Here is a 14058-nt window from a genome sequence, read left to right on the forward strand (position 1 = left end):
GATCAGGGTGGATCCCATGACGACTTCTCGGCGCACATTCCTCCGCCTGACCGCCGGCGGTGCCGTCGCCGCCGGCCTGGCAGCTTGCGGCACGTCCGGCCCGCAGAGCTCCGGCACCTCGACCGGTGGAGCAGCGGCCGGCACTGGGACCACTTACTGGTTCCTCACCGGTCAGCCCCAGCAGAGCATCCGCGAGGCACAGGTCAAGCGGTTCAACGAGGCGAACCCGGACACACAGATCAAGACCACGCAGTTCCAGAACGACGCGTTCAAGCAGAAGATCAAGACCGCGATCGGCGCCGGCCAGGGCCCGACCCTGATCTGGGGCTGGGGCGGCGGCGGCCTGAAGAGCTACGTCGACGCCAACCAGGTCGAGGACCTGACCGGCTTCTTCGGCCAGAACGCCGAGCTGAAGAACCAGATCTTCCCCGCCGCCTTCGGTGCGGGCACGGTCAACGGCAAGATCTACGCGATGCCGGTCGAGGCGACCACGCCGATCGTGCTGTTCTACAACAAAAAAGCGTTCGAGAAGATCGGGGCCGAGCCGCCGCAGTCGTGGGGCGACATCATGGACCTGGTGCCGAAGTTCAACGACGCCAAGATCGCGCCGTTCTCGCTCGGCGGCCAGTCGCGCTGGACCAACATGATGTGGCTGGAGTTCCTGTACGACCGGATCGGCGGCAGCGAGGTCTTCCAGAACATCTTCGACGGCAAGCCGGACGCGTGGTCCGACCCTTCGTCGCTCAAGGCGCTCGAAGAGGTGCAGAAACTCGTCAAGGCGAACGGCTTCATCAAGGGCTTCTCCTCGATCACCGCCGACTCCAACGCCGACCAGGCGCTGCTCTACACCGGCAAGGCCGCGATGATGCTGCACGGCGCGTGGACCTACGGCGGCATGAAGGCCGACGGCGGCGACTTCGTCACCGGTGGCCACCTCGGCTACATGAACTTCCCGCCGGTCGACGGCGGCAAGGGCGACCCGACCAGCACGGTCGGCAACCCGGCCGCCTACCTGTCGATCTCCTCCAAGGCCAGCGACCAGGACAAGGAGGTGGCCAAGAAGTTCCTCGCCGGCAACACCCTCGACGCTCCCTCGGTCGACGCCTGGGTCGGCGCCGGCAACATCCCGGTGGTCAAGAGCGCCGAGGCCAAGCTCGCCTCGGTGCAGGACAAGAACGACGCCGCCTGGCTGAAGTTCGTCTACGACACCTCCAGCAAGGCCAAGACCTTCGGGCAGTCGTGGGACCAGGCGCTCAGCCCGACCGCGGCCGAGGCCCTGCTGGACAACATCGCCAAGCTGTTCCAGCTCTCGATCAGCCCGCAGCAGTTCGCCGACAGCATGAACGGGGTGATCGGGAAGTGACGGCCGCCGCTCCCCCGGCTCCCGCGCGGGCCGGTGGACGGACCGGCTCCGGGCAGGTCGGGCGGAGCGGTCCCGTCGCGTGGATGGCGCTGCCCGCCCTGGCGATCTTCCTGCTCTTCGGTGTCGTGCCGCTGGTCGGCGTCCTGGTGCTGAGCTTCACCCGGTGGGACGGCCTCGGCGCGATCACCCCGGCCGGTTTCGCCAACTGGCGTTCGGTGCTCAGCGATCCGGGGCTGCCGCACGCGCTGTGGGTGACGTTCGAGATCATGATCTTGTCGTGGCTGGTGCAGACGCCGCTCAGCCTGCTGCTCGGAGTGTTCCTGGCCGGCCGCCAGCGGTACCGCGCGATGCTCGCCGTCGTGTACTTCGTGCCGCTGCTGCTCAGCTCGGCCGCGATCGCGATCACCTACAAGGCGCTGCTCGACCCGAACTTCGGGCTCGGCGCGGGGCTGAAGATCGGCTTTCTCACCCAGGACTGGCTCGGCCGGGGCGATCTGGCGCTCGCAGTGGTGATCTTCGTCGTGTCCTGGCAGTTCATCCCGTTCCACTCGCTGATCTACCAGGGCGGGGTGCGGCAGATCCCGACCACGATGTACGAAGCGGCCTCGATCGACGGCGCCGGGCGGATCCGGCAGTTCTTCAGCATCACCGTGCCGCAGCTCAAGTACACGATCATCACCTCGTCCACCCTGATGGTGGTCGGCTCGCTGACGTTCTTCGACCTGATCTTCGTGCTCACCGCGGGTGGCCCGGGCGATGCCACCCGGGTGCTGGCACTCGACATGTACAAGCGAGGCTTCCAGGCCAACCTGATGGGACCGGCCAGCGTGATCGCGGTCCTGCTGGTGCTGATCGGACTCGCCCTGGCCCTGATCCTGCGCCGGCTCGGCGGCAGTGCGACGGCCAGCCAGCAGGAAGGTGCGTGAGATGGCAGTGGCGACCAGCGCCCACGCGGCGACCCGGCGGACCCGCGGCGGTACGTCGTACGGGCGCAAGCTGATCCGGCTGAACTGGCTCGGCGGTACGGCGGGCTGGCTGTGGCTGGTGATCGTGATCGTGCCGATCTACTGGATCGTCGTGACCAGCTTCAAGGACCAGAGCGCGTTCTTCGCCCAGAACCCGTTCGCCCTGCCGGCCGAGCCGACGCTGGCCAACTACCGGCTGGTGATCGAGTCCGACTTCCCGCGGTACTTCCTGAACAGCGTGATCATCACCGCCGGCACCATCATCCCCGCGGTGACGATCGCGTTCATGGCGTCGTACGCGATCATCCGGGGCTCGGGCAGCCGCTTCCTGGCCGGGGTCAACGGGTTGTTCCTGATGGGCTTGGCGATCCCACTGCAGGCCACGATCATCCCGGTGTACCTGCTGATCATCAAGATGCAGCTGTACGACAGCCTGCTGGCGATCATCCTGCCGTCGATCGCGTTCTCGATCCCGCTGTCGGTGCTGGTCCTGACCAACTTCATCCGGGACGTGCCCAAGGAGCTGTTCGAGTCGATGCGGGTCGACGGCGCGACCGAGTGGGGCATGCTGCGCAGCCTCGCCCTGCCGCTCACCCGGCCCGCGTTGGTGACGGTTGCCATCTACAACGGTCTCGGCGTCTGGAACGGCTTCCTGCTGCCGCTGATCCTGACCCAGAGCCCCGACAAACGTCCCTTGCCGCTGGCACTGTGGACCTTCCAGGGCCAGTACAGCGTCAACGTCCCGGCCGTGCTGGCCTCGGTCGTGCTCACCACGCTGCCGATCGTCATCCTGTACGCCATCGGCCGGCGCCAGTTGCTCGGCGGCCTGACCGCCGGCTTCAGCCGCTAGCCCTCCCCGCAGACCATTGCCCTCCCCCCACGAGAGAACGAGGATCACCATGACCGATGCCGACTTCATGCCCACCCGCGAGGACAAGTTCTCGTTCGGTCTGTGGACGGTCGGCTGGCAGGGCGTCGACGTGTTCGGCGGCGAGGTCCGCCCGGTGCTCGACCCGGCGCAGGCCGTGCACAAGCTGAGCGAGCTCGGCGCCTACGGCATCACCTTTCACGACAACGACGTGTTTCCGTTCGGCAGCTCGGCCGCCGACCGCGACGCCCACCTGAAGCCGTTCCGGGCCGCGCTGGAGGAAACCGGGCTCAAGGTCCCGATGGTGACCACGAATCTGTTCTCCCACCCGGTCTTCCGCGACGGCGGCTTCACCAACAACGACCGCGACGTACGCCGGTACGCGATCCGCAAGACCGCCGACCAGCTCGACCTGGCCGCCGAGCTCGGCGCCGAGACCTTCGTCGCCTGGGGCGGCCGGGAAGGCGCCGAGTCCGGGGCCGCCAAGGACGTGCGGGCCGCGCTCGACCGGTACAAGGAGGCCTTCGACATCCTCGGCGCGTACGCGGCCGAGCAGGGCTACGACATCCGGTTCGCGATCGAGCCCAAGCCGAACGAGCCGCGCGGCGACATTCTGCTGCCGACGATCGGGCACGCCCTGGCCTTCATCGAGACGCTGGAGTACTCCGAGCGGGTCGGTCTCAACCCGGAGGTCGGGCACGAGGAGATGGCCGGGCTCAACTACGCGCACGGCATCGCCCAGGCGCTGTGGCACGGCAAGCTCTTCCACGCCGACCTGAACGGGCAGAACGGTCCGCGCTACGACCAGGACCTGCGGTTCGGCGCCGGCAACGCGCGCGGGGCCTTCTGGACGGTCGACGTGCTCGAGCACGGCGGGTACGACGGTCCGCGGCACTTCGACTTCAAGCCGCCGCGCACCGAGGACCTGGACGGGGTCTGGGCGTCGGCCGCGGGCTGCATGCGCAACTACCTGATCCTGCGCGCCAAGGTCCGCGCCTTCCGCGCCGACCCCGAGGTGCAGCAGGCACTGCGCGACGCCCGGCTCGACCAGCTCGCCCAGCCGACGGTGGCGGCCGGCGAAACCGTCGCCACGCTACGCGCCGAGGACTTCGACCCCGACGAGGCCGGACGCCGCGGGATGGCCTTCGAGCAGCTCGACCAGCTCGCGATCGAGCACCTCTACGGCACGAGGTCCTGACCCGACAGCGGGACGGAGTGCCAGGTGGTGCGGGCAGCTTTCGGGCTGCCCGCACCGTCTGGTGCGTTTTGGTTGCCTTCTGGAGTAACCGGCGATTGTATTTAGTCAGCGTCTGCAAGTATTGTCGACGCCGGTAACAGTCGTACTCATCAGGAGGCTTCGTCATGCCGCTCGCTCTGCTCGCGCTGGCCATCGGCGCGTTCGGCATCGGCACCACCGAATTCGTCATCGCCGGTCTGCTGCCCGAGGTCGCCACCGAGTTCGGCGTCTCGATCCCGGCGGCCGGCTGGCTGATCACCGGCTACGCGCTGAGCGTCGCCGTCGGCGCGCTGCCGATGACCGCGCTCGGCAACCGGCTGCGCCGCAAACAGCTGCTTGTGCTGCTGATGGCGATCTTCGTCGCCGGCAACGTGCTGTCCGCGCTCGCCCCGTCGTACGGCGTGATGATGGGCGGCCGGATCGTCACCGCGCTGTGCCACGGCGCGTTCTTCGGCGTCGGCGCGGTGGTCGCCTCCGACCTGGTCAAGCCGGAGAAGAAGGCGAGCGCGATCGCGCTGATGTTCACCGGGCTCACCGTCGCCAACGTGCTCGGCGTGCCGATGGGCACGTTCATCGGCCAGGGCCTCGGCTGGCGGACGACCTTCTGGGTGGTCGCCGGGCTCGGCATCGTCGGACTGATCGGGATCGCGGCGCTGGTCCCCGAGATCGCGCGTCCCGCGGGCGGGAACCTGCGCGCGGAGCTCGCGGTGTTCCGCAGCGTGAAGGTCTGGCTCGCGGTCGGTACCACGGTGCTCGGCTTCGGCGGCGTGTTCGCCTCGTTCAGCTACGTCGCACCGATGATGACCGAGGACGCGGGGCTGCCGGAGAGCGCGATCTCGTGGTTGCTGGTCCTGTTCGGCATCGGCATGGTGTTCGGCAACCTGCTCGGTGGGCGATTCGCCGACCGAGCGCTGATGCCGACGCTCTACACCGCGCTCGGCGCGCTCGCGCTGGTGCTGGTGCTCTTCGGCTTCACCGCGCACGCCGGGGTGCCGGCGATCGTGACGCTGTTCCTGCTCGGCGGATTCGGCTTCGCGACCGCGCCGCCGCTGCAGATGCGCACGCTGGCCAGCGCGTCGGCGGCTCCGACGGTCGCGTCCGCGGTGAACATCGGCGCCTTCAACCTGGGCAACGCGCTGGCCGCCTGGCTGGGCGGCGTCGTGATCGCCGCCGGCTACGGCTACGCCGCGACGAACTGGGCCGGCGCCGCGATGGCTGCCGGCGCCCTGCTCCTGGCGCTCGCCTCCGGCGCCCTGGACCGCCGGCAGCCCGCCGTACCGGCGGACGGCAAGCAGGAACTGGCCGCTGTCTAGGGGCGCGTCGCGCGCATCAGGCGGGAACTTGGGAGGCACGCCCTAAAGTCGCTGGTCGGCGAGGTCGACCCACTCGTCGACCTCGCCGGCCGGGAAGTGCCGGATCGCCCAGTCCACCATCCGCAGGCTCATGTGCGCCCAGGCAGCACGTAGTACGTCCTCCGGCAACTCGTCCAGCAGCCCGTCGAGCCGCGCGACCACGTCGTCGCCCTGACCCCGTACGCCGAACCGCAGCGTGACCAGGTCCAGCCCCCGATCGCCGCGCCCGGCGCCGTCCCAGTCGATCACCGCGCTGATCCGGCCGTCGGTCTGCAGCAGGTTGCCCGGGTGGAAGTCGACGTGCACCGCGTCGTCCCCGGTGAACACCTCCGGTCCGACCGCCGAGATCCGCCGCTCCAGGTCCGCCGTCCGCGCGCTGAACTCCCGCAACGGCCCGTGCAGGCAGAACCCCGGCCCGTCCTCGTGCAGGTACGTCGGCAGCGGCGCCATCTCCGAGCCGGCCAGTCGACCCGCCTGCAACGCGTTCAGCTCCAGGAGCTGGTCCAGCAGGTGGTGATCGACCCGCTCGACCGTTGTCCCCGGCATCAACTCCTGCACGGTCACCACGGCGGTCCCGACCTGCACCGCCAACTCGGTCCGGGGCGCCGGGTACCCGACCTCACGCAGTACGTCGACCACCGCGAGCGGCCCGCGCTCGAACTCCGCCAGCCGGACACCCGGCCGCCACTTCAGCACCGACCGGCGCCCGTCCTCCCACCGCACGAACGCCGCGCCGACCTCTCCCCCACCACACGGCCCCTCGACCACCACGTTCACCCCGGCGAGCCTGGCGATCTCCCCCGCCGCCCAGTCCGCGTCCAGCCGATCGACCCGTCGCCACCCCGTCTCAGCCACCTGCCGATCATGCCTCGCCCACCGGTCCACGCGGGGAGCACCCCGAGCGGGGACCTCGGACAGGCAGTGTCCTGTCCGAGGCCCCTGTCGGCTGTACGCCGTACCGCCGAGCCGCGGGCTACAGGCGGATCGACTTCTTGTTCATGAACTCCTCGATGCCCGCCGGCCCGAGCTCGCGCCCCATGCCGGAGCGCTTGATGCCACCGAACGGCAGGTCGGCCTGCGAGCCGCCGGCGCTGTTGAGATAAACCATGCCGGCCTCGAGCTGCCGCGCGACCCGGGTGTTGCGCTCGGCATCGGTGCCCCAGACGCTCGCCCCGAGACCGAACGGCGAGTCGTTGGCGATCGCGACCGCTTCAGCCTCGGTCCCGGCCTCGAACACCAGCACCACCGGACCGAAGATCTCCTCCCGGTACGCGTCCATCTCCGGGGTCACGTCGGTCAGCACGGTCGCCTCCAGGTACGCACCCGGCCCGATCCGCCGCCCGCCGGTGCGCAGGGTGGCGCCTTGCTCGATCGCCTTCGCGACCTGCCCGGCGACCTCGTCGGCGGCCGCGACCGACGCCAGCGGCGGCAGCGTCGTATTCGGGTCCGCGGGATCGCCGGCCACGTAGTACTCCGCGACCCGCTTGGTCAGCCGGTCCACGAACTCGTCGTACAGGCCCGACAGCACGATCATCCGCTTCGGCGCGTTGCACGACTGGCCGCAGTTGCGCATCCGGGCCGTCGACGTGGCCCGGACCGTCTCGTCCAGGTCGTCGGTGTCGAGCACGATCAGCGGGTCGGAGCCGCCGAGCTCCAGCACCGACTTCTTCAGGTTCCGCCCGGCTTCGGCGGCGACCGAGATGCCGGCCTGCTCGCTGCCGGTCAGCGACACGCCCTGGATCCGCGGGTCGGCCAGCATCCACGGCACCTGCCGGCTGGAGGCGAACACGTTCACGTACGCGTCGTCCGGTACGCCGGCCTCCCGCAGCACCTGCTCGATCGCCACCGCCGACCGCGGGCAGATCGAGGCGTGCTTGAGCAGGATCGTGTTGCCCAGCACCAGGTTGGGCGCCACGAACCGGGCCACCTGGTAGACCGGGAAGTTCCACGGCATCACGCCGAGCAGGGCGCCGATCGGTTCCTTGGTGATCACCGCGCGACCACCCTTGATCGTCAGCGGCTCGTCGGCCAGCAACGCCGGCCCGTGCTCGGCGTAGTACCGGAAGATGTCGACCACGATGCCGATCTCGCCCCGGCCCTCGTTGATCCGTTTGCCCATCTCCAGCGTCATGATCGCGGCCAGCTCGTCGGTCCGCTCCGCGAACAGCTCCGCCGCCCGGGCCACGATCGCCGCCCGCTGCTCGACCGTCCGGCGCCGCCACGCCGAGTACCCCTGGTGCACCCGCCCGATCGCGGCCCGGACCTGTTCGTCGCTCGCGTTCTCGATCTGCTCGATCAGTTCACCCGTCGCCGGGTCAGTGACTGCGTACATGGGGGACGAGTCCTCCGTTCTCTACGACAGTGCGCAAGAGCAAAGGCTAGTCGCTGATTTACATACTGTATACAGTCAGTCTGTCTATCACGCCTACCTCTCCCCCTGGGCAGCGGCTGGACCGGATGAGCAGGACAGGGGAAAACCCTCGGGCCGACCGCTGTCGGCAGTGGCGTCCGCGGCGCATGCTGGAGGGCAATCCCCGTCGTTGCGCTGACGGGGGCTCGATCCCGCCCCCTCGTCGATCGGATGCCGCCCGTGCCCGACCAACGGAAGTCCCGTCTTGTCCTCCGCCTGGCGACAGTGATCGCCGCCGCGGCCATCGGTGGGGTCGCGCTCGCGGCTCCCGCGCCGGCCGCCCTCGATGCTGCCGCCGCCGCCCGACCCGACCCGGCCAATCCCTGGCAGTTCGACCACTGGCCGCAGCAGCAGCCGTGGCAGCAGCAGCAACCGGCGACCCGGCTCGCCGGTCCGACCAGCGGCACTGGAGCCTTCGGTGCACCGATCGACCCGCAGAACTGGGAGAACCCCGACCACATGACCTGGTCGGACTACCAGAGGCCGCCAGGCACGAACTGGGCCGATCCGACCAAGAAGGGGTCCGTCCGGACGTTCAAGGGCGCCCTCGTGCTGACCGACTACCCGAACCAGCCGTTCGTGGTGACCCAGCCGAAGGGCTCGACACCGTTCGGCAATCCGAGCGCCGAAGCCAACGGCGTACCGCGAGACCAGGTCGCGCAGTTCTACCACGACTTCCTCAACAAGCCGAACGCCCTGAACCGCGGCCACACCATTCACGAGTACTGGATGGAGGACTCCGGCGGCCGGTACGGGGTGGAGCTGACCGCGTTCGGCCCGTACCGGATGCCCGGCAAGTCGCACGAGTACGCGATGGAGTTCCAGGGCGGCACCGCCTGCCCGGCCGGCGACACCTGCAACCGCAACCTGCGCACCGACGGCCGCGCGGCCTGGATCGCCGACCAGGGCCCCCACGTCCCGGCGGGCTTCGACTTCGTCTTCTTCATGAGCGCCGGGCAGGACGAGTCGTCGACCTGGCAGGAGTTCGGGATGATGAAGTTCCCGACCAAGGAGGACGTCACCGAGCCGTTCGGGCCGCCGGACCCGAACCTGCCGAACTGGTCCCGCACCCGCTACGTCGACTGGACCTCCTGGGCAGCCGGCTCGTCGATCTGGCCGAACGCCGGCGGCGGCTCGTCCACCCAGGCCGAGAGTTCCGGGATGGCGGTCTTCGCCCACGAGTTGAGCCACATCCTCGGCATCGGCGACAACTACAACAACCCGTACGGCGTACCGCCGCGGCGCGCGTACACCGGGATCTGGGAGATGCTCAGCCGGGGCAGCTTCAACGGCCCCGGCGGACCGCACAGCCGGTGGATGATCCCGGCGACCGGCGGCGCCTCGATGGGTGCTCAGCACATGCTGCGCAACAAGATCAAGCTGCAGATGGTCGACGAGCAGAACGTACTCCGGCTGAACCGTGAGGCGCTGGCCCAGTCCGGCGTCGTGGTCGCGGACGTCACCGCCCGTGTCGCCCAGCCGGGACCGACCGGTCTGGCCGGCATCAATGTGGAGCTCGGCGGCGGCGATCTCGCGCCCGCCTGCAACACCGCCACCGACCCGCTCTGCGACGGCCGCGGCTACCAGAACTACACCGTCGAGGTCGTCGACCGGATGGGCACCGACTCGTTCACCCCCGACTCCGGGGTCCTGCTGGCCAAGACGAAGAACCAGGACCAGGCGCCGTTCGAGTGGGTGATCGACGCCAACTCGCAGGACATCAACATGACCGACTACGTCCTGCCCGACGGCACCAAGGTGCCGATCACGATCGGCGACTACCGGCAGTTGTCCGACGCGCTCTTCCACGCCGGCACCAACTCCGGCAGCGAGTACGAGTACGTCGACGAGGCCAACCGGCTGCACTTCTACGTCACCGACCTCGAGCGCGACCGGCAGGGCGTCCTGTCCTACACCGTCGCCGTTCGCTCGCTCGACGGCGACGGGCCGGCCCAGCGCGGCGTCCGCGTCACCCCGGCAGTCGGCCGGCCCAGCCGCGACGGTGTTGCCACGTGCAACTTCCCGCTCACCAACACCGGCAAGGCCGCTGCCGCCCAGGGCGAGCACCCCGAGGACGTCAGCAAGTACCTGAACAACGACGTCTACCGCCTGTCCGCCACGATCGACGGCCGCGGCTGGTCGGTCAACCTGCCCAACGCTCTGACCACCGCCGCGACCGGCAAACGCGTCACGGTCCCGGTCCAGGCCAAGCACGCCCCCGGCTCGGCCGCCCTCGCCCGCGTCACCCTGACCGCCATCTCCGAGTCCGACCCCACCAAGAAATCCACCACCAGCTGCCTGGCGATCGCCCGCTGACGCCCATGTGAAGGGGCGGGCCGCCGTCGCGGTGGCCCGCCCTTGCTGTCGCCGGTGATGTAAAGAATCTTTGACATCGCGAGCGGGCGGGCCTACTGTCGCAGTGTCAAAGATTTTTTACATCGCGAGGGGATGGCGCTGTGGCGTTCGAGGAGAAGCGGGCGTGGGTGTTCCTGAGCGTCTCGGTGGTCGGCTACCTGGTCTACCTGGCGATCGTGCTGGGGCGGATCGACGGCGGACGGGCCGATACGCCGTACGTCGCGGTGATGCTGTGGACGATCGGTGCGGCCATCGTGGCGGCGATCGTGCTCGAGGTGGTGCTGGCGGCGACCGGCGCGAAGGAGGACGGGCCGCAGAAGGACCAGCGGGATCTGGAGATCGCGCGGTTCGGTGAGCAGGTCGGGCAGTCGTTCGTGGTGATCGGCGGACTGGCCGCGCTGCTGCTGGCGATGGTCGAGGCGGACCACTTCTGGATAGCGAACGCGATCTACCTCGCGTTCGTCCTGTCCGCGGTGCTCGGCTCGGTCGCCCGGCTGTTCGCCTACCGCCGGGGGCTGCCGTGGTGAAGCCGACCCGCGTCACCAACCGGATCCGGGCTCTGCGCACCGACCACGCCGAGTTGACCCAGGCCGAGCTGGCCCGCCGGCTCGGGGTCACCCGGCAGACCGTCATCGCCATCGAGCAGGGCAGGTACTCGCCGTCGCTCGAGCTCGCGTTCCAGATTGCGCACGTCTTCGGCGTACCGCTCGCGGACGTGTTCCAGTATCCAGGGGAGGAAACATGAAAGCGATCGTCCAGGACCGGTACGGTCCGCCGGAGGTGCTTCGGCTCGACGAGACCGATCAGCCGGTTGCCGGGAGCAACCAAGTCCTGGTGCGGGTGCGAGCGGCCGGGGTCGACCAGGGCACGTGGCACCTGATGGCCGGTCAGCCGCGCGTCGTCCGACTGGCCGTCGGGCTGCGCCGGCCGCGCGTCCGGATCAGCGGCCGCGACGTCGCCGGGGTGGTCGAGGCGGTCGGCGCCGGCGTCACCGAGCTGAAGGTCGGCGACGAGGTGTACGGAACGTGCGAGAGCGGTTCCTTCGCCGAGTACGCCGTCGGCCGCGCGGACCGGCTGACCCGCAAGCCGGCGAACCTCACCTTCGAGCAGGCGGCCGCCGTCCCGATCTCGGCCGGGACCGCGCTTCAAGGGCTGCGCGACGTTCGCCCCGGCGATCACGTCCTGGTCCTCGGCGCGGCCGGCGGCGTCGGCTCGTACGCCGTCCAGCTCGCCAAGGCCGCCTGCGCTCACGTCACCGGCGTGTGCAGTACGGCCAAGCTCGACCTGGTCCGCGAGCTCGGCGCCGACGAAGCGCTCGACTACACCCGCGACGAACTCCCCGCCGCGGCGTACGACCTGATCCTGGACGCCGGCGGGAACCGCTCTCTGCGAACTCTTCGCCGTTCTCTGACGCCGAAAGGCACCCTCGTGCTCGTCGGAGCCGAAACCGGTGGCGCCCTCGGCGGCCTCGACCGCGCCCTGCGCGCGACGCTGCTCTCCCCCTTCATCGGCCAACGCCTCCGCGGCCTGATCAGCACCGAACGCGCCGACGACTACGCCCACCTGCGCACGCTCATCGAGTTCGGCAAGGTGACCCCGGCGATCGACCGCACCTATCCCCTGGCCGAAGCGCCCGCCGCCATCCACCATCTCCGCGAGCGGCACCCCCGCGGCAAACTCGTCATCACCGTCTGACCGGCTGCAGCGGTGCACAATGGCCGGATGCGTCGGGGACGGGTCGCGGTGGCCGGCAGGGTGCGCACCATGGCGGTGCTCGAAGTCGTGAACGTGGCAGTGATCGGCTGGTTCGTCTTCGGGGCGTTGGACGCTCCAGTGAGCGCGGCCAACGCCGCCGGCTTTCTGGCCTCGGCGGGGCTGCTGCTGGTTGGCGCGGCGTACTGGATGGCGAAGCTCGGCCAGGTTCGTTCCGCGCTGCGACGGCCTCGGCACCTGGAGGCCTTCCGGCTCGTACGAATCGCCTGCCTGGTCGGGCTACTGGCCGCCGGCGTCGTCGTCGCGGCCGCAGTCGGCGATCCGGCGCGGCGGTTCGTCCCGGGGCTGACCCTGTTCCTGCTCGCGGTGGCGGAGTACGTGAACTACTTCCACTGGCAGCTCATGTACGACAACCGCGCCGACCTCCAAAGACTGTTCCGCACCCGCCGCCTGGCGCGGGCTCACCTGCACCGCGATCTCCACCCGGGCTGATCAGGACGGACCGATCACCGGTACGCCGGCGCCGTGGAGCTCACGGACGGTGCGGTGGCCGGCCGGCGCGTCGGTGACAACTCCGGCGACCTCATGCAGAGGAAGTACGGAAAAACGTGAAGCCGTGCCGAGTTTCTCCGCGCTCGCCAGCACGTAGGTCTCGGCCGCCCGGCGGGACAGCGCACGCTTCATCGCCGCCTCGTCGGCGTCGCCGGTGGTGAGTCCGGCCTCCGGATGCACCCCGGTAACGCCCAGCAGGAACAAGTCGGCACTCACCGCCTGCGCCGCCTCGACTGCCGCCGCACCGCTGGCCACCATCGAGTGCCGGAACACCCGGCCGCCGATCAGGAAGATCTCGATCCCCCGGTGCTCGACCAGCGCCGCCGCGATGGTCGGGCTGTGCGTGATCACGGTCGCCTCGAGCGTCAGCGGCAACGCGGCCACCACGGCACGGGCCGTCGTCCCGCCGTCCAGGATCACCGCGCTGCCCGGCCGCACCAAGCTCGCCGCGAGCCCTGCGACCACCGTCTTGCTGTCGACTGCCACGGTTTCCCGGGTTGAGTAGTCAGCCACGGCCGGCGAGATCGGCAGAGCGCCCCCGTACACCCGCTGGCACAGCCCGGCCGCCGCGAGCTCGCGCAGATCTCGGCGGATGCTGTCCTCGGAGATGCCGAGCTCGGTCGCCAGGTCCTTCGCGACGACCCGCCCGTCGGCCACGAGCCGTTCGAGCAGCAGGTCTCGACGCTGTGCCGCTAACATCCACATTCCTCCTTGTTCGTCCGCATTCTTGCACGTTATGGTCAATCGCGTGAAGAAGCCGATGCTCGTACTCATCGCCGGTCCCTACCGCTCCGGCACCGACGGCGATCCCGACCGGATCGCCGCCAACCTCCGCCGACTGGAAGGCGCCGCCTGGCCGATCCACGCCAAAGGGCACATCCCGATGATCGGCGAGTGGGTGGCCCTGCCCGTTCTCCGCGGCGCCCCGCAGGTCGAATCGCCGGACGGCCCTGAAGGCGACGTGATGTACGACGTGGCGGGCCGCCTGCTCCAGCACTGCGACGCCGTACTGCGTCTCCCCGGCGAGTCCCACGGCGCCGACCGTGACGTAGAGATCGCGGAGACGCGCGGTCTCCCGATCTACCGCGACGCAGCCGATATCCCGGCGTTCGTTCCGCAGTAGGAGACTCACCGCCGACTGCGCCTGTCGGCACCCAGCACAGCGGCCCGCGCGGGAGCCGCGAGAGTTCGTCGATGGCCGCCGCCGGGCCGCCCAACGACGCGCCGCGCTGGCGGTGACCGC

At 69.7% G+C, this 14058-nt stretch carries 14 protein-coding genes; 11 read left to right on the forward strand and 3 right to left on the reverse strand.

What is annotated here, in order from left to right; genetic code table 11:
- The first annotated feature begins 16 nt into the window (after positions 1-16).
- From KFLA_RS20970 to KFLA_RS20990, 5 genes are all read left to right on the forward strand, one after another.
- Entirely contained in the window at positions 17-1363 is a 1347-nt protein-coding gene (locus KFLA_RS20970) for an extracellular solute-binding protein (RefSeq protein ID WP_012921817.1), read from the forward strand.
- 83 nt (positions 1364-1446) lie between these two features.
- Entirely contained in the window at positions 1447-2289 is an 843-nt protein-coding gene (locus tag KFLA_RS20975) for a carbohydrate ABC transporter permease (RefSeq protein ID WP_049797607.1), read from the forward strand.
- 1 nt (position 2290) lies between these two features.
- On the forward strand, positions 2291-3178 hold the full coding sequence (locus tag KFLA_RS20980; protein WP_012921819.1) for a carbohydrate ABC transporter permease: 888 nt from the start codon (positions 2291-2293) through the stop codon (positions 3176-3178).
- 49 nt (positions 3179-3227) lie between these two features.
- Positions 3228-4394, forward strand: coding sequence for a xylose isomerase (gene xylA, locus KFLA_RS20985; protein WP_012921820.1), 1167 nt, complete (start codon positions 3228-3230; stop codon positions 4392-4394).
- 164 nt (positions 4395-4558) lie between these two features.
- Positions 4559-5746: an MFS transporter gene (locus KFLA_RS20990; RefSeq protein ID WP_012921821.1), complete on the forward strand. Its 1188-nt coding sequence runs from the start codon at positions 4559-4561 to the stop codon at positions 5744-5746.
- Between the two features lie 42 nt (positions 5747-5788).
- Here the strand turns inward: KFLA_RS20990 and KFLA_RS20995 are convergent, their stop codons facing one another.
- Together KFLA_RS20995 and KFLA_RS21000 are read right to left on the reverse strand one after the other, a co-directional pair.
- Positions 5789-6640 carry a phosphotransferase gene (locus KFLA_RS20995; protein ID WP_012921822.1) on the reverse strand — a complete coding sequence of 284 codons (852 nt, stop codon included), beginning with the start codon at positions 6638-6640 and terminating at the stop codon, positions 5789-5791.
- Positions 6641-6758: 118 nt separating this feature from the next.
- On the reverse strand, positions 6759-8117 hold the full coding sequence (locus tag KFLA_RS21000) for an NAD-dependent succinate-semialdehyde dehydrogenase (protein WP_012921823.1): 1359 nt from the start codon (positions 8115-8117) through the stop codon (positions 6759-6761).
- Positions 8118-8366: 249 nt separating this feature from the next.
- On the opposite strand from KFLA_RS21000, the gene KFLA_RS21005 reads away from it, so the two are divergent.
- The 5 genes from KFLA_RS21005 to KFLA_RS21025 all read left to right on the forward strand — a co-directional run bounded on the left by KFLA_RS21005 (position 8367) and on the right by KFLA_RS21025 (position 12755).
- Positions 8367-10511, forward strand: a complete 2145-nt coding sequence (locus tag KFLA_RS21005) for a M6 family metalloprotease domain-containing protein (RefSeq protein WP_012921824.1) — start codon at positions 8367-8369, stop codon at positions 10509-10511.
- Between the two features lie 140 nt (positions 10512-10651).
- Entirely contained in the window at positions 10652-11077 is a 426-nt protein-coding gene (locus KFLA_RS21010; RefSeq protein WP_012921825.1) for a hypothetical protein, read from the forward strand.
- Positions 11074-11295, forward strand: a complete 222-nt coding sequence (locus tag KFLA_RS21015) for a helix-turn-helix transcriptional regulator (RefSeq protein WP_012921826.1) — start codon at positions 11074-11076, stop codon at positions 11293-11295. Before KFLA_RS21010 ends, KFLA_RS21015 begins: the two co-directional genes overlap by 4 nt.
- Complete coding sequence (locus KFLA_RS21020) at positions 11292-12245, forward strand: NAD(P)-dependent alcohol dehydrogenase (RefSeq protein ID WP_012921827.1); 954 nt, start codon at positions 11292-11294, stop codon at positions 12243-12245. The genes KFLA_RS21015 and KFLA_RS21020 overlap by 4 nt, the downstream gene beginning before the upstream one ends.
- A gap of 27 nt (positions 12246-12272) precedes the next feature.
- Positions 12273-12755 (forward strand): hypothetical protein, encoded by a 483-nt coding sequence (locus tag KFLA_RS21025; RefSeq protein ID WP_041289421.1) that lies wholly within the window; start codon positions 12273-12275, stop codon positions 12753-12755.
- Here the strand turns inward: KFLA_RS21025 and KFLA_RS21030 are convergent, their stop codons facing one another.
- Positions 12756-13589 carry a DeoR/GlpR family DNA-binding transcription regulator gene (locus KFLA_RS21030; RefSeq protein ID WP_237706550.1) on the reverse strand — a complete coding sequence of 278 codons (834 nt, stop codon included), beginning with the start codon at positions 13587-13589 and terminating at the stop codon, positions 12756-12758.
- On the opposite strand from KFLA_RS21030, the gene KFLA_RS21035 reads away from it, so the two are divergent.
- The gene (locus tag KFLA_RS21035) at positions 13564-13938 is read left to right on the forward strand and encodes a DUF4406 domain-containing protein (protein WP_237706551.1); all 375 of its coding nucleotides are present in this window, start codon (positions 13564-13566) and stop codon (positions 13936-13938) included. The two genes, KFLA_RS21030 and KFLA_RS21035, sit on opposite strands and share 26 nt — an antisense overlap.
- Positions 13939-14058 lie beyond the last annotated feature (120 nt).

The sequence above is a fragment of the Kribbella flavida DSM 17836 genome (genome assembly GCF_000024345.1).
In the GTDB taxonomy this organism is placed as follows: domain Bacteria; phylum Actinomycetota; class Actinomycetes; order Propionibacteriales; family Kribbellaceae; genus Kribbella; species Kribbella flavida.